Raw genomic sequence first — 21,954 nt, 5'->3', positions numbered from 1 at the left:
TTATTTTGTGCATTATCGAGATGTTGTATAGTGATTTGTATGCTAGAGTGACTTTAATCAATATTGAAATGGTTAATTAACCTATGCAAAGAATGAAGTTAAAAGAAGTTACGAAAATTCGTGCTGGGCACCCATTCAGAGGCAGAATAGATGCTAAGGATGATGCTGAATCTAAAGTAATTCAAATCAAAGACATTGATAATGATGGTGTCATTAACTGGAACAATTTAGTCCGAACTAATGTCGAAACTCAAAGGGGGAGTACTGGATGGTTGACTTCTGGAAACATTATTATTGCATCTAGGGGACCTAGGAACATTGCTAGCTGTATAACATTGGAGCCTGAAGTTCCCACCGTTTGCTCTCCTCATTTTTTTATAATCACAATTACTAACCCTAAGATAATTATGCCGGAATTTCTCGCGTGGCAATTAAACCAAGCTATTGCTAAAAGATATTTTGAATTAAGTGCTGAAGGGAGTTTACAAGTAGGAATTAGAAAATCAGTGATAGAAGAATTCGATATTTCTGTACCAGATATTGAAATACAAAAAAATATAGTAGAGTTGGCTAAAACATCATTAAAAGAAAAGAATGTAATGTTACAGTTGATCCATAACAGGGAGTTACAACTTAAAGCTATAGCCAATTCAATTTTGAAAAAATAACCGTTACACGTAACTAATTTACCGAATTAAAGCCTTAAGCAATAGACAAGGAATAAATAATGAGCACAGATCAGATAACAAACAACCAACTACAAAGTGAAGTTAATAAAGCAGTATGGGCAGCTTGTGACACATTTAGAGGTGTTATTAACGCAGATACATACAAGGACTTCGTGTTGACCATGTTGTTCTTAAAATACATCTCAGATGTATATAAAGACGATTACAAAAAGCTCGTTGAACAACATGGCGATAACCCACAATTAATAACCGCAATGATGTCTAAACAGCGTTTTGTATTGCCTGAAGGTGCAAGCTTTTGGGATTTATACGAACAACGTCACCAAGCAGGTAATGGGCAACGTATTGACCAAGCTCTACACGCATTAGAAGAAGCCAACGGCACTAAGCTTAAAAATGTATTCCAAGACATCAGTTTTAATACCGACAAACTAGGTCAAGAAAAGCAAAAGAACGATTTACTACGCCACTTGTTAGAAGATTTTGGTAAAGACATTCTTAACTTAAGTTCTGAACGTGTGGGGAGTTTAGATGTTATAGGTAATGCCTATGAATTTCTCATTAAACACTTTGCCGCAGGCAGTGGTGCCACCGCAGGTGAATACTATACTCCGCCAGAAGTTTCCGATTTATTAGCAACCATTTTAGAACCCGTTGAAGGTGACCAAATTTGTGATCCAGCCTGTGGTTCTGGCTCGCTGTTACTTAAATGTGGCGCAATGGTGCGTAAAAACTCAGGTTCAAAAAAATATGCGCTATTTGGTCAAGAAGCCATTGGTGCAACCTGGGCACTAGCCAAAATGAACATGTTCCTACATGGTGAAGATAACCACCGTATTGAATGGGGCGACACTATTCGCAATCCTCAGTTATTAGATAAAGAAGGAACTGGCTTATTACACTTTGACATCGTGACCGCCAATCCACCATTTTCTTTGGATAAATGGGGCCATGAAGATGCTAGCAGCGACCCATATGGTCGTTTTAGACGAGGTGTACCACCTAAAACAAAAGGTGATTATGCGTTTATCAGCCACATGATTGAAACCCTTAAGCCCGGCTCTTCATCGGAGAAAGGGGGGCGCATGGGTGTGGTTGTGCCGCATGGTGTGCTTTTCAGAGCATCATCTGAAGGTAAAATTCGCCAACAATTGATTGAAGAAAACCTGCTTGATACTGTTATTGGCCTGCCAGAAAAACTATTCTTTGGCACGGGTATCCCTGCCGCCATTTTGCTATTTAAAAAGCAAAAAACGGATAACAACGTACTGTTTATTGATGCTAGTCGTGAATTTAAATCAGGCAAAAACCAAAACCAATTAACTCCAGATAATATTCAAAAAATAATCGACACCTACAAATCCCGTGAAAGTGTTGATAAATACGCTTACCTTGCCAGTTTTGATGAAATTGCTGAAAATGACTTTAACCTCAATATCCCTCGATATGTTGATACCTTTGAGGAAGAAGCTGAAATTGATTTAGTGGCTGTGCGTACAAAACGTGTAGCGCTTAAAAGTGAGCTTAATACGCTTGAAGCAGAAATGGCAGGCTACTTAAAGGAGTTGGGTTATGAATAATTACCCTGAAACCTGGGGGGAATCCCCCTAGGTAAAGTCTTTCCAAAAATAGTTGTGGGTTATGTTGGAAATGTTAATGACCACTATTGTTCACCTGAAGAAGGTGTTCCTTTTTATCGAACTCTAAATATCCGTAATGGTCATTTTCGACATGTACAACTCAAGTATGTTACTCACGCTTTTAATGAAAAGAACAAAAAATCTCAAATTAAAAACAATGATATTTTAATCGCTCGCGTAGGTGCTAATTTAGGCATGGTTTGTAAAGCTGATGGGCTACATGGGCTAGCAAACATGGCAAATTCTATCATTATTAAAACCGACTTGGTTAATGATGCTGATGCCGATTTTTTTACTTATTTCTTATTATCTCCTATGGGTAAAAATCAAATATTTTCAGGAGCCGCAGGTGGAGCACAAGGCGTATTTAATACCAAACTGACACAGGAAATCAAGGTGCCAATCCCACCGTATCCTGAACAACAAAAAATCGCCACTATCCTTGGCACATGGGATAAAGCGATTAGCACCACCGAGCACCTAATCGAAAACAGCAAACAGCAGAAAAAAGCGCTAATGCAACAACTGCTCACAGGCACTCATACCCAGAGAAAGCGCCTACTTGATGATTCAGGCAAACCGTTTGATGGTGACTGGATATTTTCAATATTCACTGAAATTTTTAAAGTTGCTAATGATAAGAAGACTCAAGTTAAATCTGGTGATTATTTGGAAATTGGCGAAATTCCTGTAGTCGATCAAGGCAAACAACTTATTTCTGGTTATACAAATAACGCAGAAAAGCATACTAATTTACCAGTGATCATTTTTGGAGATCACACAAGAATAATAAAATGGGTAGACTTTGAATTTGCTCAAGGTGCAGATGGAACACAAGTATTGAAAGAAAATAAATGTCTAGATGCCAAGTTTTCTTATTATTTATTACAAAATACAGATATTCCAAACCTTGGATACAGCAGACACATGCGAGAGCTGAAAGAAAAAGATTTTAAATACCCCAAGGATAAACAAGAGCAACAAAAAATCGCCTCAGTATTAACCAATGCCGACAATGAAATCGAGCTTTTAAAACAACAACTTACTGATTTAAAGCAAGAGAAAAAAGCATTAATGCAGCAGTTATTAACGGGTAAGCGCAGAGTAATAGTGTAAATAAAGGATTATTAATGACTACAACAGAGATGTTTACCGACTTTTTGAGAAATTTAGCGATTGATAATAGTGCATCTATTACCTCTAAGTATGAAGAAATCACTTCGGCATTAAATAAAAAGTTTAGAGATACCGAGTCAAAAACCACTAATAGCTTGCAAGTCGGTTCTTATGGCCGTTGGACTGCTATAAAAGGCATATCGGATTTAGACATGCTTTATATCATGCCAAGTTCTAAATGGAATGATTATAAAAACGGTAAGCAGTCTAAGTTATTAGATGACACCAAAGATGCCATTCAAGCCCGATATCGAAAAACAACAGTGAATAAAGATCGCTTGGTTGTGCAGGTTCTTTACAACGGATTTATGGTTGAAGTTCAGCCTGTTTTTGAGCAAGACGATGGTAGCTTCAAGTATCCCGACACATACAATGGTGGATGTTGGAAGATCACCAAGCCTCGTGAAGAAATTAAAGCGATGAAAGAGTTTGTTGATCAAAAAAATAAAAATCTACGCAAGCTTTGTAAAATGGCTAGAGCATGGAAGAACAAATGCGGTGTTGGTATGGGTGGATTATTAGTCGATACCTTAGCGTATAACTTTCTTAAGTCTAACTCTGATTATGATAATCGTTCAACAGCTTATTATGACTGGTTGTGCCGAGATTTCTTTAAGTATGTATCGGAAGAGCCAAACAAAGACTACTACTTAGCCTTAGGTAGTAATCAACGAGTTAATGTTAAAAGCAAATTTCAGCGCAAAGCAAAAGAAGCTTACGAAAATAGTTTAACAGCCATTGCAGCAGGAGAAACAAGCTCCGCCAATAAAAAGTGGAAAAAAATATTTGGCCGACCTTTTCCTGTTGCTGCGGTGCAAGAAAGCAAATCTTCAGCTTACTCGTTTAGAAATACAGAACAGTTTATTGAAGATTTATACACTGTAGACATTCGATTTAACGTAAGGCTTGAATGTGAAGTTTCACAAAACGGTTTCAGGGAAGCTTTACTTCGAAATATGTTAGCTAGAAAGCTAAAATTACAATCAAAGAAAAAACTTAACTTCTTTATTGCTGATATTGATGTTCCAGGTGAGTTCATTATCAAGTGGAAGGTCCTTAATCGTGGTGCAGTAGCTGAACAAAGAGATTGCATTCGAGGTGATATAGTTATTGATAAAGGCTTTAGAAAGAAAGACGAAAAAACAGATTTTAACGGAGAACATATTGTTGAATGTTTTGTTATTCAAAATGATGTTGTAGTCGCAAGAGACCGAATCGATGTACCAATCCAGTGAGGCTAGAATGGATAATAATAACTTAAAAAAACATATTGCTGAAACTGCCTACAACGTTGGGTATTCAGCTAAATTGCACTTTGCTAGTTTTGAAATGATTGAAAAGCTTCCAGGATTAATTAGTTTTATCTCAATGGCTTTTGGTATTTATGCGCTAGCTTTTTCTGAGCTATCAACAAAACTTATGTCTTGCACCCTTCTTGTACTTGGTCTCATTGGTTTATACATCACAATGAAAAATGGGGACAAAGCTAATTATGAAACAAAAGGCATCAAACTAACTGACTTATTTAATGAGCTAAAACACTTAATGTTAAAAGCAGAACATCAATCACCAGATACCGAGATAATAAACAATGAGCTGCAAGATATTGAAGCTAAATATAATCAAAGTTGTGCATCCCATCATATAATGTTCGCAACTTGGTTTGCTCATTATAAATTTTTCTGGGAACAACAAATTGGGTGGATTGATAATTATCGACCTTTTGGCTTTTTTAGAGACAAAATTCCATTAACATTATGGGTAACATTGATAGTTACCACTTTAATCGTAGTATTTAATTGTACTAATATTCTTGCAGTGGTTTGCGAGTTTATAAATACTAAAGGTGGCAACTAATGAGTAGAACCACCATAAATTTCCAAGAAGAATTTAGTTCAAAAATCCCAGCATTAACCTTGCTTACTAATTTAGGTTATCAGTTCATTCCGCCTAGTGATTGTGAAGCCTTACGTGGTAATCCATTTGCAGCAGAGAAAAAAAGCACTCACCAAGTAGTGTTAATGCCAATCATGCGTGATTTTTTAGCTAAACAAACGTTTCCCTTTGCAGGTAAGCAACACAAGCTCACTGATGCTGCGATTGATAAAGTGATGCATGAGTTAAACCCTGCAATGAATTTAGGGCTTAAAGCCGCTAATGAAAAGCTCTATAACGCCATGATGTATGGCGTGAGTGTTACTGAGTTTGTTGATGGAAAAAAAGCCTCACCAACTATTCAGCTTATCGACTGGCACACTATCGAAAACAACGAATTCCATTTTACCGAAGAGCTAGTGGTACAAAATGCTGAAGGCACAGGTAATCGTATTCCTGATATTGTTTGTTTTGTAAATGGCTTACCTTTGGTGGTGATTGAGGCAAAACGCCCTGATTCTAATAAAGAGGGTAAATCGACCAATGCGGAGGCAATTTCTCAGCAAATTCGTAATCAAGGGCAACAAGAAATCCCTCACTTGTTTGCTTATAGCCAGTTGCTTTTGTCGGTTAATGGGCACGAAGGTTTATATGCTACATGCGGCACACCTGAAAAATTCTGGGCAAAGTGGAAAGAAGAGTTAATACCTGAAGCTGAGTTTGTTCGCCTAAAAAATCGTAACCTTAATGATAAACAGCTCAATAGTTTGTTCAATCATCGCCCCGCTTACGCTAAAGATGACTACTTATCGTTAATTTCCGCAGGTGATTTAACCGTTACCGACCAAGATAGACTGATCATCAGTTTATTACGCCCTGAGCGTTTACTTGAGATGACTCGCTTGTTTACTTTGTTCGATAAAAAAGCAGGTAAGATTGTCGCTCGTTATCAGCAAGTATTTGGCATTAAAGCTTTAGTTGAACGTATTAATACCTTTGATGCAGCAGGTGCTCGTGAAGGCGGTGTTATTTGGCATACAACAGGCAGTGGTAAGTCGTTTACTATGGTGTTTTTATCCAAAGCCCTTGTTTGGTTAGAAGAACTATCACAAGTTCGTGTGATCATCGTAACTGACAGAGTTGATTTAGAAGATCAGCTTAGCCGTACTTTTGCCTCTGGTGGTGTACTGACTGACAGAGATAAGAAAGACGCTATGGCAACATCTGGCAAGCGTTTAGCAGAACAAATTGGTAAAGGTAATGAACGTGTTATCTTTTCAATCATCAATAAGTTTGGTTCTGCCATTAAGCAAAAAGAATGTTTTAACGACAGCCCCAATATTATCGTATTAGTAGATGAAGGCCATCGTAGCCAAAACGGTGAAAACAATATTCGAATGCAGCAAACACTGCCAAAAGCAGCCTTTATTGCATTCACAGGTACACCACTATTAAAAGATGATAAGACTGAAAATAAGTTCGGTAAAATAATCCACTCGTATACCATGCAACAAGCCGTTGAAGATAAAACCGTAACGCCTTTATTGTATGAAGAGCGTATACCTGAATTAAACGTGAATGACCAAGCCATTGATGCTTGGTTTGAGCGCAGCACTAGTAAATTAAGCGAAAAACAACGAACTGATTTAAAGAAGAAGTTTTCACAAAAAGGTCAAATTTACCAAGCTGAAGGTCGAATTGATCTGATTGCTTACGATATTTCTGATCATTTCCAAAATTTCAAACAACAAGGTTTAAAGGGCCAATTAGCCTGTGACTCAAAAGCTTCGGCTATTCGCTATAAGAATGCATTAGATAAAATAGGCTCTGTGACTTCTGTTGTTGCAATGTCAGCGCCTGATACCCGTGAAGGCCATGACGTTGTTGATCAAGACAGTAAAGACATCGTTCAAAACTGGTGGAAAGGCAACGTTGCACAAACCTACGGGGGCGATGAAAAAGCTTACACAAAAGCCATTATAGAAGACTTTAGCCGTGACGATGGCCCTGACATCATGATAGTGGTCGATAAGCTACTAACGGGCTTTGACGAGCCTAAAAACACGGTACTTTATATCGACAAGCCACTTAAAGAGCACAATCTGATACAAGCCATTGCTCGCGTAAACCGTTTACACAGTAAAAAGCAGTTTGGTTACTTAATTGATTACCGTGGCATTTTGAAAGAACTCGATACCACCATTGAAAAATACCAAGACTTGGCGGAACGCACCCAGGGTGGCTTTGATATAGACGATCTTAAAGGTTTATATAACCGCATGGATACGGAATACAAAAAGTTACCAGGCTTACATAGTGAACTATGGGATATTTTTTCGAACGTTAAAAATAAGCAAGATGGCCCTGCATTAAGGCAAGCATTAGCCCCTAAAGTACAGGATATAGATGGCAAGCTGGTTGATACTAATCTTAAAAAGCGTGATGATTTTTACTCTGCCCTTACTGTTTTTTCTAACTGTATTAAGGTCGCTTTACAATCTGCTAGCTACTTTGAAGATAAGTCTTTCGATAGCAAACGTGACTTGTATAAACGTGACTTAAAAGCCTTTGTAGACCTGCGTAAACAGGTGCGTGAAGATGCCAATGAAACCGTCAATTACGATGAATACGCTGAAGATATACGCAGCTTATTAGATAAACATATTGCGGGTATTGAGGTAAAAGAACCTGATGGTGCTTATTTGGTTGGTAATCTGGGTAAAAATGTTAAACCGCAAGATTTAAGTGATGATGAAGCTCGAAACCAAACAGACAAAATCACGGGTCGCATCACTAAAATGATTGAAGAAGATCTTGCTGATGATCCTTATGCACAAGAGTATTTCTCTAATCTATTAAAGAAAGCAATTGAAAAAACTAAGGAGATGTTTGATGCGCCAGTTAAACAATACATCTTGTTTGCTGACTTTGAACAAGAGGTAAAAGAGCGAAAAGTTGCCGACATTCCAAACGACTTTACCGATGATTCAGGCAAGTTAAATAAACATGCTCAAGCCTATTTTGGTTTGTTTAAGCATGTGTTTGGCTCAGACTATTTAATTGAACAATCATTAGATAATGAGAAGTTAGTAGCGCTTGCTTTTAATATTGATGAAGTTGTTAACAATGCTGTAGCTGAATACTCTATCAACCCTGCCGAAATTGAAAATGCCATCAGTATGAAGTTACTACCGATGTTGTTTGGCGATATCGGTATTGATAATGCTGAAAAGCTCATTGAAGCAGTGCTTAAAATTACCCGCCTTGGTTTATCAAGAGGTTAATGTTGATGGAAAATTCATTAACCGGGGCTAATTCTTCAATGGCTGCTGACATTATTACCCCAAAAAGCCACACTAAAACGGCTGAGCGTGGTGCATTTTATTACGGTAATGACATGATTCATTATGATGTGATCCGTAAATCACAAAGCAGCAAGGTTATCTCTAGTAAAGCTATTGCTCGTAAGGTGGTGATAAAGGTGCATCCCGATCAACGTGTGATTGCAACAGTGCCACATGATGCTACCGATGATTCGATTCAAAAGGCTATGCTTAAACGTGCCCGATGGATTTGGCAAAATATAGAAGAGTTTGCGAAGCAAAAAGATTACATTTTACCCAAACGCTATGTTAGCGGTGAAAGCCAGTTTTACTTAGGTAGACGCTATGTTTTAAAAGTTCTCATTGATTCTGAGCAAGTGTCTAACGTTAAGCTTAGTCGTGGTAAATTGAATGTAACAATTCAACAAAATTTAGGTTCAATCAATGATGACCGGGCGTGTAAAATAAAGCCATTAATTGACCGATGGTATCAACATAAAGCTAAAGCAATTTTTCATGAACGCTTAAATAAAATGTTACCTAAAGCGACATGGGTTACAGACATTCCATCATTTAGAGTGATGGCTATGAAGAAGCAATGGGGAAGCTGCTCAACTAAAGGCAACTTAATGCTTAACCCCCATCTAATTAAAGCCCCTAAAGAATGTATTGATTACGTGATATTACATGAGCTTTGCCATATTGCAGAACACAATCACAGCGAAAAGTTTTGGCGATTGCTAACCCAAGTAATGCCTAATTGGAAAGAAGTTAAAGCCAAGTTGGATGATATGGCGGAGTTGTATTTAAATGAGTAAGGGCAATAGGGATATTAAAATGATGGAAACTAACAACAATCAAGTAGACCAAAAATTTTATGAGTTTATTAAGAACTATTCATTTTTTAACGAAGGAAGATTAGATGTATATGCCTTCTCTGTTTACTTATCAGAATGCCTCTCTAGAGATAATAAATACACGAGTAACAACCCTAATCTTATTGGACAACTTCTGATTAAAATAGTTTCTGAGTCTCCACAAGCACCTTCATGGTTTCAAAAACTAACTAATGCTGAAGTACCGCAAGATCAGTTTCACATATACCCGAATGGGGAATTAATACTTCTACATGTCACAGCATTTATAGAGTACATCCACCAATTTATCTGGACATTAGGTGAGTACCTTCAAAATATTAACAAGGCTAATGACGATAACTATTATGCTTACTGGCTTCAATCAACTGATGTTTATAGTTATGCATTTCTAAATAAGTTGTTTTGTGACATTCGTGGTTTAACCAAAGAAGTTGATAGTTCAGGCGAACTCAAAGCTCAATTACAAAATATAATATTAACTAAAGAGTTTGAGATAGATGTTACTGAAACTTTACTTGTTAAAGACAGTATTACAGAAATCGCTAATGCCAGAATTACAAAGGCAATCAAAGATGGTTACTACCTTGAAGCGATTACACTTCAAGAAAGTATTATATCCGACAAACTGGCTCTATTTTTAAGTCATAAAAAGAAGCAATCAGATAGTAAAAGCCTATATGAGTTGATTTCACTTTGCTTAAAGATCAATAAACTTGAATTATTTTCTAAAGTCGATGAATGGAGAAAGAAACGAAATACAACCATTCATGGGCTAGTGAGGTCAACTCCTTTTGAAAAACAGTTAGCCATTACCGATTTTGATAATTTAGCTAAAGATACCGCTTTACAAGGGACAAATTTAGTCAAAAAGATACAAATATGGTTTGATGACTATGTTTATCATGAGTTACATCCCTTTCAAATAAAACCATATGATCAACTAATAGGTATCAAAGGCCCACTAAACTGAGTCACAATCAAAAGATTCATTGTCTTTGCAAACATTAATCAATCGTTGCTTAAAATTGCTCGACAAGCACAAAGAATTAAATTCATCGTAACTGACAGAAAATGAAGTATTAGAAGTTGTTTCCCAGATACCTGAAAGGCCTAACAATTAAATCACCATAAAAAAGGAGAATCATTGATTCTCCTTTTTTATGCCCTCAATACTATCGAGAAAAACTGGAGTGGTCAAATAAGATCGGGATTAAGCTATTAATGCACTCTGAATATTGAAACTAAGCTATTCCATTGGCAATAGTGATCGAAACTAAGCTGTTAATTGCATCCTGAGTATTGAAACTAAGCTATCGAGAGGCCAGTCAAATATTCAAACTAAGCTATTCCATTGGTAATAGAGATCGAGATTTAGCTATTAATTCCAGTGAAACATTGAAACTAAGCTATTCCATTGGCAATAGAGATCGATATTTAGCTATTAATTCCAGTGAAAATATTGAAATTAAGCTATTCCATTGGCAAAAGTGATCGAAACTAAGCTATCGAAATTCCAGTCAAATATTCAAATTAAGCTATTCCATTGGCAATAGTGATCGAGATTTAGCTATTAATTCCAGTGAAACATTGAAATTAAGCTATTCCATTGGCAATAGTGATCGAAACTAAGCTATCGAAATTCCAGTCAAATATTCAAATTAAGCTATTCCATTCGCAATAGTGATCGAAACTAAGCTGTTAATTGCAGTGAAACATTGAAACTAATATATTCTATTGTGTAGGTAAAAATACAATTAAATTGTGATATGATTTCGGAAAATAAATTGATTTAATTAAAAAAATTTATATAAAGTATATTCAAATAGAAAAATAAAGAGGGATGTCAAATGATCGGTCCTAGATTAATTTAAATATTAATAACATCGGTAAGTAACTAGTTATTATAAGCTATTGCAGCTGAACGGATACCTAACTAGCCTATTATGCCCACACCTATTGTATTTATGTAACTTTTAGAATTAGCCTCTGCATTGTTACAATATGCACTTTTTGTTTTAGTAGCTAATAAATTCGCTGCTTTGACAATATCCTGTAAATCAACACTTTCTAATATGTGTTGTTTAAATGTTTTACCATCGATCATAACATTGCTCGAAAAAGGTGAAAGTGTAGAACCAAATACACTATAAATATCTTTTACTGCATCATTTAACATTTCGTAACGTTGCCTATCTTCTACCACTCCACCTTTAATATGCTTGTCTAAAATTATTCTAGATATATATAAAAATTTACTCATATCGGTTTTGTTTAAACCAAGAACTTCTTTTGCTTTTATGATTAAGTCAGAAACCACGAAGTTGTTGTTTTCATTGTTATCTGAATTCATAGTAAATCTCTTTCGTTTATTTGATGAAGTGACAACGTTAATTACATGGGAATCTATTAAGTTAAAAATTGGGTGTAATGGTATCACACTATTGATTTAGCTATATGTGACTTGTATTGAGCATCTAACGAAAATAAAAGGTATGGATCAATATTATATTTAACGAATAGTTTATTAGCAATTTCAATCGATAACTTACCTTCCCCGTTCAATAATCTGGTTACAGTGGACTTACTTACCCCAAGTACTTTAGCTGCATGGGGTGCGCTTAGCTCTTGGTTTTTAAACCAAAACTTTAGGTAATGTGAAGCTGGTTTAGGAGCACCTAATTTTGCTTCAAATGTGTGATTATTATCCATAATGAAAATCCTCTTCATAAATATTTAATTAAGCCACTGACTATATTATCTAATTCCAAATTCAACTTATATACTATAAGGTTCAAATTCCACGAAGCCTAAAAAATAAAGAGCTAACAATTAAATCCAACTCTAACGGCTAAGTCATAGATAAATTAACCCCACATTTAGCAAGACTCGAAAGTTCATCAACTAGTGTCATAAGAGTATTGCTCAGTGTAGGCTTTTGAGAGTTTATGGTATCTATTGTAAACTCCCGTTTCTAAAACTAATAATAGATCGAATCATGGAAAAATTTAATAAAATTTACGCTAGGGCTGTTGAACGAAAAGGTAATGAAGCTAATTTATCAAATTTATTAACAATGCCTTTAGATAATAATTATATTAGGTCTATTAGTAATAGTAGATTTTTAGCCGAGTTCTCAAGAAAAATATTTCAATCAGGTTTTGTTTGGAACGTGGTTAATAATAAATGGTCAGGATTTGAAGAAGTATTTTTTAATTTTAATATTGAAAAAATACTGATGATGCCTGATAAAATGTGGGATTTAAAAAGCAAAGATCAACGCATCATCCGAAATGGCAAAAAAATAATGACTATCAAAGCCAATGCCCAAATGATTTATGAGATAGACACGGAACACGGTTCAATTGGAAAGTTTATAGCTGAATGGCCATCTACTGACATAATAGGTTTGTGGTCTTTTTTAAAAAAGAAGGATCTCGACTGGGTGGCAACACTGGCCCATACGCACTTCGACAATTAGGCAAAGATACTTTTTTACTCAGCAAAGATGTTGAAACATATTTCAGAGCTAACAGGCTTATAGAAGGTGGTTTAACATCTAAACGCAACTTGAATATAATTCAAAACTCATTCAATACATGGCATGAGGAGTCAAGCTTAAGCTTACAAGCGCTAAGTCAAATAGTCGCATTTTCAGTTGGCGATAATCATGTAGTGTAATTTTCATTAGCTGTAAACACGCTTTTGTCAATAAATGAGTTATTGGCAAACTCGTCTCTGCCCCAAAGTAAGTTAGCGAGGGTCTATTATTCGACATTGCAGATATTAGATGTTTGTTGAGGTTTACGTCAGCATCTAGCCAAAAGCGGAAGTTACTAATCAAAGGCTATGCACTAATCCGCCCCGTCAAGTACGAGGTGATTTGTCCCGTTAGAATGATAAAACACCCTTTTTTTGTGAAAAAAATAATGGGCTAACCGTTGACAGCCTTTTTATATTGCTTAATACCAGAATCATCTAAGATTATTTTCTGCACCTGATTTAATTTTAATTGCCAATTAGTCTTTATGCTGATCTAGATCAAGTTATTAGTTTTATTTTAATTTACATTTACATTTACATTTACATTTACATCGAATTGTTAACTTTGATGTTGTATTTAATTAATCTAAATTACTGGTTTTTATTAGCGTATTAATATTGAGTGTTATGAATCATACATCAGGTAGTGAAAGAAATTTTTCAGAAAATGAACAATTAGTATCTATTACTGATCTTGAGGGAAGAATAACTTACGCTAATAAGGAATTCTGTGAAATTGCCGGATACTCTCTTGATGAGCTCATAGGACAACATCATAATATAGTTAGACATCCATCAATGCCTAAAGCTGCTTTTGCTGATTTATGGAGTAAACTTAAACAAGATAATTCTTGGCGAGGCATGGTTAAAAATCGTTGTAAAAATGGCGATTACTATTGGGTCGATGCCTACGTAACCCCCGTCTATGAAAATGGAAAAGTTACTGGCTATCAGTCCGTGAGAACATTGCCGAGTCACGAGCAAAAACAAAACGCTCAACAGCTATATGATACCCTGAACAATGGGTGCACTGTCTCAGGTTTAGATACTAACGTTAACATGAGAAAGTTAGTTGCTATCGTTCTTATCGCCATGGCATCTTTTGGTGTTTGGGCATATACGAGCTCAATCGTGCCGTCTATCGTGTTACTAAGTTGTATCGCTTTGCTCTTTCTGGTTTTTTCACCCGAACTGTTCACCTTTCCAAATTACGTCACGACCACGAAAAAACTATTCGATAGTCCCTCACGTCTAATTTTCTCAGGAAAGGGAGCATTAGGTATTATCGCTTATCCTTTAGAGTTATATAAAGCTCGGATAAGAACAATACTAGGACGTAGTCATGACTCTGGACAGGAACTGGTAAGGCTTGCTAATGAATTACAGAGCGCTTCAATAGAAATGCTCGAAAGTATAGAAGAAGAGAACTCACATCTTGCACAATTTGCAACCGCCATCACTGAAATGAGTGCGACGATTGATGAAGTCAGTTTAAATACCAATCAGACACATGACAAAGTGTTAATCGTACAAAACGAATGTAGGGAAAATATCAATGTTATCGAAATCAGCCAAAACAAAATTAATTGTTTGGCGGGTAATGTTGAAAAAGCTGCCAGCAATGCGCTTGAATTGGTAACCGATGTCAATAAAATTTCAACGATCATGTCTGAAATTCAGGGAATTGCGGATCAAACAAATTTACTTGCCTTAAATGCTGCAATTGAAGCTGCAAGAGCGGGCGAACAGGGTCGAGGTTTTGCTGTTGTTGCCGATGAAGTAAGAACTCTTGCGAGTAGGACTCAGGGAGCAACCGTTCAGATCCAAAGCTCAGTAACGGAATTACAAAAAACATTAGAAAATTGGAGCCAAGTGATGCTTGCTAGTAAAGCTAATGCCGAAGAATGCTCTGAAGATAGCACTAAAATAAAACAAGCCATGGAAAATATTATTGGCAATGTTAATGATGTTAGCGATATGACAGCTCAAATTGCAACAGCGGCTGAAGAGCAAAGTGTTGTTGCCAATCAAATAACGCATAGTGTTCATACCATAGATGATCTTTCTAAGAAAAACACCATACTTGCTTCGAAAGTGAATAACTATGGAATAGCCGTAAATAAAAGTGCTGAAGATATCGGAAAATTAAGTACAACCTTTAAATAAGAAACCTTTACACTTATGATAATTGAACTCATCAAGACTACAGCTCTACTATTGTCACTTTGTTTATTACAAAGCTTTGCCGTTCGTTTTATAAGCAAAAATGAACTTGCAAAACAAGTAGTGTCAGGGGGGATTTTTGGAGGGGTTTGCATTATAGGCATGATGCTGCCGATTGAGATTACCCCAGGAGTCATTTTCGACCCCCGTACGGTAGTCCTTAGTATGGCGGGCTTATTCGGTGGTCCAATCGTTTCAGTTATTGCTGCTGCTCTTACAGGAGTGTATCGGTTATTTCTTGGTGGTGGTGGCGTTTATGTTGGTGTTGCAGTCGTTATCGCATCTACCTGCCTTGGTTTAGGCTATCGTTACTGTGTTCATAAAGGCTGGATGAAAGTTAACATCGTACAGCTCCTGTTATTTGGCCTTTTGGTGCACGTTGTCACAGTACTATTATTTACTCAGCTGCCCGCAGATGTAGTTGGGAGGGTAATGTCCACGATTGCTTTCCCGTTCATTCTTATTTTTACACCCGCTACAGCATTCCTCGGCATGCTGTTAAAAGACGCTGAAGACCGTTTTAATACTGAGCAAGCATTAAGTAAAACGCTTGATGATTTTGATAGGAATGTTATTTTTTCAAAAACAGATTTAACAGGAAAAATAACGCATGCGAGTAAGGCATTTTGCGAAATAAGTGGTTTCGAATTGACTGAGTTGGTGGGGCAGCCACATAAAATCGTAAGGCATCCAGATACACCTTCATCAGTATTTGAAAACTTATGGAAAACAATAAAGCAAAAAAAGGCTTTCCACATTACCTTGAAAAATAGAAAGAAATGTGGCGATCATTATTGGGTAGATTCACGAATAGAACCTGAATTTGATTCTGATGGAAAGCATATTGGATATATTGCAACAAGATTCGATATTACAGATAGAAAAGAAGTCGAGCAACTCCACGAAGAAATAGCAGAAACGCAGCGAGAAGTTATTTTCAGGATGGGGGAAATTGGTGAAACTCGTAGCAAAGAAACCGGAAATCACGTAAGAAGGGTTGCTGAGTATTCAAAGTTGTTGGCTCTTTATTCTGGTTTAAGTGAAGATGAAGCTGAGCTTATCAAGCAGGCGAGTCCAATGCATGATATTGGAAAAGTAGGCATACCCGATGCTATCTTAAATAAGCCAGGTAAACTTGATGCTGAAGAATGGATAATCATGCAGACACATGCGCAGATTGGTCATGACATGCTAATGGACTCATCAAGACCACTTCTAAAAGCTGCAGCTATCGTAGCTTATGAACATCATGAAAAATATGATGGGAGTGGCTACCCGCAAGGTCTTAGTGGCGAAAATATACATATCTACGGACGTATAACGGCAGTGGCCGATGTGTTTGATGCGCTTGGTAGTGAACGTTGCTATAAAAAAGCATGGGATGAAGAAAAAATATTCAACCTATTTAAAGATGAGAAAGGAAAGCACTTCGATCCCAAGTTAATTGATATATTTTTTGACAATTTAGATGAATTTTTAGCTATTAGGGATAAATTTAATGATTACTAATCAGCAGAGCTTACTGTATGACTCTAAACGACTATAACCTAACGGTTAACATGTCATTCCAAACTGAACTAGCACTCTCCCGCCATTTAATAATGCACCTAAAGAAATGCTATATCCGACAAAGTTGCCGTTATGATGTTGAAGTTTAATGACTAATGACCTTTTTGGTGGCTTTGTTCACATCCAGGCTGAACGACTCATTGGCAAAAAGTTATCATCAAAGACTCATGTTTTTATCTATGGAGAACGTCCCCAATCAGGAAACTTCGGAAATAAAAGTTTGAACACTGTTTATGACCGCTAAGTTGCCAGAACGGTCAAATTATTCTGCTTTTTAGAGCAGTTTGATTTGATAGTTTTAAGGCAATAAATCTCAACCAACTTTATGACCGCTTTGTCGGTTCACTAGTCGCTAGGTAATCCACTACAAACGTCCGGTTTCGTATCAAAGTGATCATTAAATTTGATGATTAATGCATGTGATTTTAGACCGGTTTAGGCTCCATGATGCGATCCGTAGTAACTCATTTCTGTCCATTGGCGTGTTAAACATTAACACGCTATTACCACAGAGTACGTTAACAAAAAAGCCCGAAATTACTTCCCAATTAGTGGCAGTCCCTAGATTGATTCAAATAACCCTTCAAAATGTCTACAAAGACATTTTTATGAACTTCCGGTGTAGCTTCTAAATAACCGCCTAACTTAAAGATGATTTATTACGGTTTATAAAGCGCTATAAAACTGGATTTTGCAACGGAAGAACGATAGTTTAAGGTTCGTTGGTAGTATGTGGTTGTAGATCTTGTACTAATTCTCCAAATACCTCATCTACCCAAGATTTCATTTTTTTATCATATGTAGTAGTTCTAGCCAGATCAATATATCTTTGAGTCGTTGAAAAATTTGAATGCCCCATTAAAGACATTATTTTGTATTGAATAAACCCAAGCGGCATATTCTGACCCAATAAGTAACGAGCTAAAGATGTGGCAAATGTAGATCGTAGATCGTGAAATGAGCGTTTAAACTTTAATTTGTTAGTAGTTAATTCACTTGTTGTAATAGATGTTATATTCGTAATCGAGCCTTCATTTAAGCGATTACCCGAACGATTTATAAATAATGGTTTATCAATTTGACTATGATGACAATCCCATTTTACAGAACGTCTTAACCTATCCGGTGAATTTTTATAAGCCCATAAACGAGTCATTAAAGTTCTTGGGATAAGTATTACTCTATGTTTTTGAAACTTACCAATAATACTCACAGAATAAACCTTAGTTTCATCTAGGCTAGTATTAACAATATCTCTTTCATTTAATAGCGTCACTTCGAAAGCGCGTAAGCCACATAACAAAGCTAAATCAGCCCATAACCTACGCGATTCTGCTTGCATGTATTCTGCGGAATAAAATTGCTTGAGTTCTATTTGATTAAAAGGAGACAACCCATTATTTAATACCATATTTTTTTGTTGAAACTTACGTGGAATGCTTAAGTCATTAGTTTGAATAACCATACCTTTATCTTTAATAAATGATGTGAATATCAAATCTACTTCATTATTTGACCGCTTTTTCTTAATTACTCTATCAGTGTATTTAAATGGTAACTTTTCAATGCGTCTAGTTTTCCATGCCCATTCATATAACTGACGAACATGGGAAATATATAAGTTAGCTGTATCAAGTGATAATTCTTTTTTCTTAACTCGCTCAATTAAGTGAGATCGAAATATATATGGAGGTAACCATTCTTTTGCTCTGTCAGATTCTGCCACTGCGTATAAATCTTTCCACTCAATTCCCTTGTCCTCTAACCACGTAAGAAAAACTTTGAGCGATTTAGCTATGCTATTAATTGTTTTTACACTTACTCCACCTAAGAAGTTCCTTTGAGATCCTTTTTTGGGCCTAATGAACTTACCTTTATACCTGTATTCAAGAAAAAGGTTTACTTCAAGACAATCATTTAATCTTCTATCATTAAAGAGCAGGGGGAACTTATTTATTGTGTGCATTCTTTGGTAATTAATAGAACGAATCTGATGTTTATCTTTGACTTTAATTAGTTCCCCATCAAAAGATGGCAATGCACCTAAGTTCACTTCGGTTTGAATTATAGAAAACACATTAACCTCTTTTTTTAAATGATAGCTTCATACTTTTCAACTACTCTATATAGTAACACTTCATGGATATAATTGAAGATGTGGTTAATTTGTAAGAATTGAAGATGTGGTTATGTCTTGGCTAATTAAAAAGGTATCAAAGCCCATTCTACGTAATGCATAAGGGCCGGTATTACCACCAAGGCGTGAACCGTGTTTTTTAAGAAACGCCCACAACCCTATAATGTCGTGTTTTGGCCAGTTTGCAATGAACTGTCCAAATGACCCGTGCTCAGTTGCTATTTCGAATATCATTTGAGCGTTGTCTTTGATGGTCATGACTTTTTTGCCATTACGAATGATGCGTTCGTCTTTGCATTTAGACTCCCACATGTCGTCAGACATCATTAACATTTTTTCAATATCAAAGTTAAAAAACACTTCTTCAAAGCCCGGCCATTTTTGTTCGACCACGCGCCAAACAAAACCACTTTGGAATATTTGTTTGGTAAATGCCGCTAGCCACATAGAATCTGGGATTTGAGCAAGTTCGTCTTGGCTAAAGGTTTGCCCCGCCATATCTAACACAAAACTTTTATCGCCTTTACGTTCAATGGCTCGGTGTAATATGTCAGAAAAAGGCTCTAAGTTTTTAATTTCGGTCATAGGTTTAGGTCAATTAATTAACGTATAAAATGCAAAACTCCCACGTTGTCATGGGAGTTTAATTAACAAACAAAATATGTGTCGCTTTAACTCTGTGTAAGCTACTTTATAGCAATTAAGCCGTAATACCAGAGTGACGTAAAAGGGCGTCTATTTGCGGTTCGCGACCACGGAATGATTTAAACAATTCCATAGGTTCGGCACTGCCCCCTTTCTCTAATATACAATTTAAGAATTGCTCACCGGTATTAGGATTAAAAATACCTTCTTCTTCAAACTTAGCAAACGCATCAGCAGATAAAACTTCAGCCCATTTATAGCTGTAATATCCTGCCGCATAACCGCCTCCAAATATATGACTAAAGCCGTGCTGAAAACGATTAAACGCCGGTGGTTTAATCACTGCAACTTTATCACGTACATCATCTAAGATTTCTTGCACTTTCGCGCCGGTTTCAGGGTTAAACTCGGCATGAATACGGAAATCAAACAAACTAAACTCTATTTGGCGTACCATCATCATGGCCGATTGGAAGTTCTTCGCCGCTAACATCTTATCTAACATGTCTTTTGGTAAGGGTTCGTTCGTTTCAAAATGACCAGATATAAACTGTAAAGCTTCTTCTTCCCAGCACCAGTTTTCTAAGAACTGACTTGGTAATTCAACCGCATCCCAAGCTACACCATTAATGCCCGATACCGCAGCTTCATCTACTTGTGTCAGCATATGGTGAATACCATGACCAAACTCATGGAACAAGGTGATCACTTCGTCATGGGTAAATAACGCTGCTTGATCGCCAATAGGCTGATTAAAGTTACACGTTAAATACGCCACAGGGGTTTGCAATGAACCATCGGCTAATAACGCACGACCTTTGCAGTCGTCCATCCAAGCACCGCCACGTTTTTTCTCACGAGCGTATAAATCTAAGTAAAAGCTACCACGGTAGTTATTTTCACTGTCGTGGATATCAAAAAAGCGTACATCTTTATGCCAAGTATCAATCCCTTCTTTTTGCTCAGTTACAGTAATGCCAAACAGCTTATTGACTGTGGTAAACAGACCTGACAATACGCGGTCTTCAGGGAAATAAGGACGTAACGCTTCATCTGATATTGAGTATTTTTGTTGTTTTAGTTTTTCACTGTAAAACGCATTATCCCACGGGTTTAAACTAGAAACGCCATATTCCGTTTGGGCAAATTCGGTTAACTCGGCAAAGTCTTGTTGGGCTTGAGCATGTGATTTTTCTGCCAATTGATCCAAAAAGCCAATCACTTGCTGAGTGTTTTCAGCCATCTTAGTTGCCAGTGATTTATCCGCATAGGTATCAAAACCAAGAAGGTTAGATACTTCATGACGTAATGCTAATAACTGGTCAATGATCTCTGAATTATCAAACTCACCGGCATTTGGCCCTTGGTCTGATGCACGGGTAGAAAATGCAGTGTACATTTCTTGGCGTAATTCACTGTTTTCCGAATAAGTCATTACAGGCAAGTAACTTGGGAAATCCAAGGTAAACAACCAACCGTCTAATTCTTTCATTTGTGCCATTTGTTTAGCCGCGGCTATGGCTGAATCAGGTAATCCTGCTAATTCAGATTCATCTGTGATCAGCTTTTGCCAAGCACTTGTCGCATCTAATACGTTGTTACTAAAAGTTGAACTTAACTCAGAAAGTTGTGTTTGGATCTCACCATATCTTTGTTGTTTGTCAGCATCTAAATCAATGCCTGATAATTTAAAATCACGTAATGCGTTGTTAATTACTTTTTGTTGGGTGGCATTAAAAGACTCAAACGCCTCTGATTCAGATAACGTTTTATAGGCGTGATATAAGCCTTTATGCTGGCCCACCCAAGTAGAATATTCTGTTAATAACGGTAGACATGACTCATATGCTTCACGATGTTCATCACTGCTTAATACTGAATTTAAATGCGATACTGGCGACCAAGCTTTACTCAACTTGTCATCAACTTCATCGATTGAAAGTATTAAGTTTTCCCATGTTGGTGTCGTTTGCTCAACAGCTGTTTTGATCACTGTTTTACATTCTGCAATTAACTGCTCTATTGCAGGTTTAATATGTTCAGGTTTAATTTTTGAAAATGCAGGCAAGTTGAGGTTAGCGAGTAGGGGATTGTTTTGTTCAGACATGAGTTCTCAATAATTTACGATTATTTTGATAATTAACAGATTAATAGTATCACATACAAGCTTTTACAAGGGTAAGCAGCTACATACCGAGAAAAAGATTAACTGTGTTTAGTTAATCATCAAATTTTATCAATACTTTATAGTCATTTAAC

The 21,954-nt window shown here is 36.6% G+C and carries 14 protein-coding genes and 2 pseudogenes; 11 read left to right on the top strand and 5 right to left on the bottom strand.

Going from position 1 to position 21,954, the window contains the following annotated elements; translation table 11 throughout:
* Window positions 1-92 precede the first annotated feature (92 nt).
* From RT723_RS04615 to RT723_RS04580, 8 genes are read left to right on the top strand one after another with little or no spacing between them, the layout of a single operon-like run.
* Window positions 93-668 carry a restriction endonuclease subunit S gene (locus RT723_RS04615; RefSeq protein WP_315946046.1) on the top strand — a complete coding sequence of 192 codons (576 nt, stop codon included), beginning with the start codon at window positions 93-95 and terminating at the stop codon, window positions 666-668.
* 59 nt (window positions 669-727) lie between these two features.
* Window positions 728-2,269 (top strand): type I restriction-modification system subunit M, encoded by a 1,542-nt coding sequence (locus tag RT723_RS04610; RefSeq protein ID WP_315946045.1) that lies wholly within the window; start codon window positions 728-730, stop codon window positions 2,267-2,269.
* Window positions 2,270-2,323: 54 nt separating this feature from the next.
* A complete protein-coding gene (locus RT723_RS04605) occupies window positions 2,324-3,445 on the top strand; it encodes a restriction endonuclease subunit S (RefSeq protein WP_315946044.1) in 1,122 nt (373 codons plus the stop codon).
* Between the two features lie 14 nt (window positions 3,446-3,459).
* Window positions 3,460-4,740, top strand: a complete 1,281-nt coding sequence (locus RT723_RS04600) for an SMODS domain-containing nucleotidyltransferase (RefSeq protein ID WP_315946043.1) — start codon at window positions 3,460-3,462, stop codon at window positions 4,738-4,740.
* 7 nt (window positions 4,741-4,747) lie between these two features.
* Entirely contained in the window at window positions 4,748-5,362 is a 615-nt protein-coding gene (locus RT723_RS04595; RefSeq protein WP_315946042.1) for an SLATT domain-containing protein, read from the top strand.
* Complete coding sequence (locus RT723_RS04590) at window positions 5,362-8,664, top strand: type I restriction endonuclease subunit R (RefSeq protein WP_315946041.1); 3,303 nt, start codon at window positions 5,362-5,364, stop codon at window positions 8,662-8,664. The genes RT723_RS04595 and RT723_RS04590 overlap by 1 nt, the downstream gene beginning before the upstream one ends.
* A 5-nt stretch (window positions 8,665-8,669) precedes the next feature.
* A complete protein-coding gene (locus tag RT723_RS04585; protein WP_315946040.1) occupies window positions 8,670-9,521 on the top strand; it encodes a M48 family metallopeptidase in 852 nt (283 codons plus the stop codon).
* A gap of 19 nt (window positions 9,522-9,540) precedes the next feature.
* Window positions 9,541-10,551 carry a hypothetical protein gene (locus RT723_RS04580; protein ID WP_315946039.1) on the top strand — a complete coding sequence of 337 codons (1,011 nt, stop codon included), beginning with the start codon at window positions 9,541-9,543 and terminating at the stop codon, window positions 10,549-10,551.
* 963 nt (window positions 10,552-11,514) lie between these two features.
* On the opposite strand, the gene RT723_RS04575 is transcribed toward RT723_RS04580, so the two are convergent.
* On the bottom strand, window positions 11,515-11,931 hold the full coding sequence (locus tag RT723_RS04575) for a hypothetical protein (protein WP_315946038.1): 417 nt from the start codon (window positions 11,929-11,931) through the stop codon (window positions 11,515-11,517).
* 83 nt (window positions 11,932-12,014) lie between these two features.
* A complete protein-coding gene (locus tag RT723_RS04570; protein WP_315946037.1) occupies window positions 12,015-12,290 on the bottom strand; it encodes a helix-turn-helix transcriptional regulator in 276 nt (91 codons plus the stop codon).
* A 286-nt stretch (window positions 12,291-12,576) separates the two neighbouring features.
* On the opposite strand from RT723_RS04570, the pseudogene RT723_RS04565 reads away from it, so the two are divergent.
* The 3 genes and pseudogenes from RT723_RS04565 to RT723_RS04555 all read left to right on the top strand — a co-directional run bounded on the left by RT723_RS04565 (window position 12,577) and on the right by RT723_RS04555 (window position 16,853).
* Window positions 12,577-13,259 (top strand): annotated as a pseudogene (locus tag RT723_RS04565) (DNA-3-methyladenine glycosylase I).
* Between the two features lie 489 nt (window positions 13,260-13,748).
* Window positions 13,749-15,287: a methyl-accepting chemotaxis protein gene (locus RT723_RS04560; RefSeq protein ID WP_315946036.1), complete on the top strand. Its 1,539-nt coding sequence runs from the start codon at window positions 13,749-13,751 to the stop codon at window positions 15,285-15,287.
* A gap of 15 nt (window positions 15,288-15,302) precedes the next feature.
* Window positions 15,303-16,853 (top strand): LytS/YhcK type 5TM receptor domain-containing protein, encoded by a 1,551-nt coding sequence (locus RT723_RS04555; protein WP_315946035.1) that lies wholly within the window; start codon window positions 15,303-15,305, stop codon window positions 16,851-16,853.
* A gap of 772 nt (window positions 16,854-17,625) precedes the next feature.
* Here the strand turns inward: RT723_RS04555 and RT723_RS04550 are convergent.
* The 3 genes and pseudogenes from RT723_RS04550 to prlC form a co-directional block, all read right to left on the bottom strand.
* Entirely contained in the window at window positions 17,626-18,990 is a 1,365-nt protein-coding gene (locus tag RT723_RS04550; protein ID WP_315946034.1) for a tyrosine-type recombinase/integrase, read from the bottom strand.
* Window positions 18,991-19,101: 111 nt separating this feature from the next.
* Window positions 19,102-19,626: pseudogene (locus RT723_RS04545) on the bottom strand (DNA-3-methyladenine glycosylase I); the annotation flags it as partial.
* 124 nt (window positions 19,627-19,750) lie between these two features.
* The gene (gene prlC, locus RT723_RS04540) at window positions 19,751-21,802 is read right to left on the bottom strand and encodes an oligopeptidase A (RefSeq protein ID WP_315946032.1); all 2,052 of its coding nucleotides are present in this window, start codon (window positions 21,800-21,802) and stop codon (window positions 19,751-19,753) included.
* Window positions 21,803-21,954 lie beyond the last annotated feature (152 nt).

The sequence above is a fragment of the Psychrosphaera aquimarina genome, from assembly GCF_032461525.1.
Lineage (GTDB): Bacteria > Pseudomonadota > Gammaproteobacteria > Enterobacterales > Alteromonadaceae > Psychrosphaera > Psychrosphaera aquimarina.
This window is presented reverse-complemented; position numbering and strand designations above follow the sequence as displayed.

Coding starts and splice junctions, on each gene's coding strand:
- RT723_RS04580 (WP_315946039.1), top strand. CDS start 9,541: ATGATGGAAACTAACAACAATCAAGTAGACCAAAAATTTTATGAGTTT.
- RT723_RS04560 (WP_315946036.1), top strand. CDS start 13,749: ATGAATCATACATCAGGTAGTGAAAGAAATTTTTCAGAAAATGAACAA.
- RT723_RS04600 (WP_315946043.1), top strand. CDS start 3,460: ATGACTACAACAGAGATGTTTACCGACTTTTTGAGAAATTTAGCGATT.
- RT723_RS04585 (WP_315946040.1), top strand. CDS start 8,670: ATGGAAAATTCATTAACCGGGGCTAATTCTTCAATGGCTGCTGACATT.
- RT723_RS04590 (WP_315946041.1), top strand. CDS start 5,362: ATGAGTAGAACCACCATAAATTTCCAAGAAGAATTTAGTTCAAAAATC.
- RT723_RS04615 (WP_315946046.1), top strand. CDS start 93: ATGAAGTTAAAAGAAGTTACGAAAATTCGTGCTGGGCACCCATTCAGA.
- RT723_RS04570 (WP_315946037.1), bottom strand. CDS start 12,290: ATGGATAATAATCACACATTTGAAGCAAAATTAGGTGCTCCTAAACCA.
- RT723_RS04555 (WP_315946035.1), top strand. CDS start 15,303: ATGATAATTGAACTCATCAAGACTACAGCTCTACTATTGTCACTTTGT.
- RT723_RS04575 (WP_315946038.1), bottom strand. CDS start 11,931: ATGAATTCAGATAACAATGAAAACAACAACTTCGTGGTTTCTGACTTA.
- RT723_RS04595 (WP_315946042.1), top strand. CDS start 4,748: ATGGATAATAATAACTTAAAAAAACATATTGCTGAAACTGCCTACAAC.
- RT723_RS04610 (WP_315946045.1), top strand. CDS start 728: ATGAGCACAGATCAGATAACAAACAACCAACTACAAAGTGAAGTTAAT.
- prlC (WP_315946032.1), bottom strand. CDS start 21,802: ATGTCTGAACAAAACAATCCCCTACTCGCTAACCTCAACTTGCCTGCA.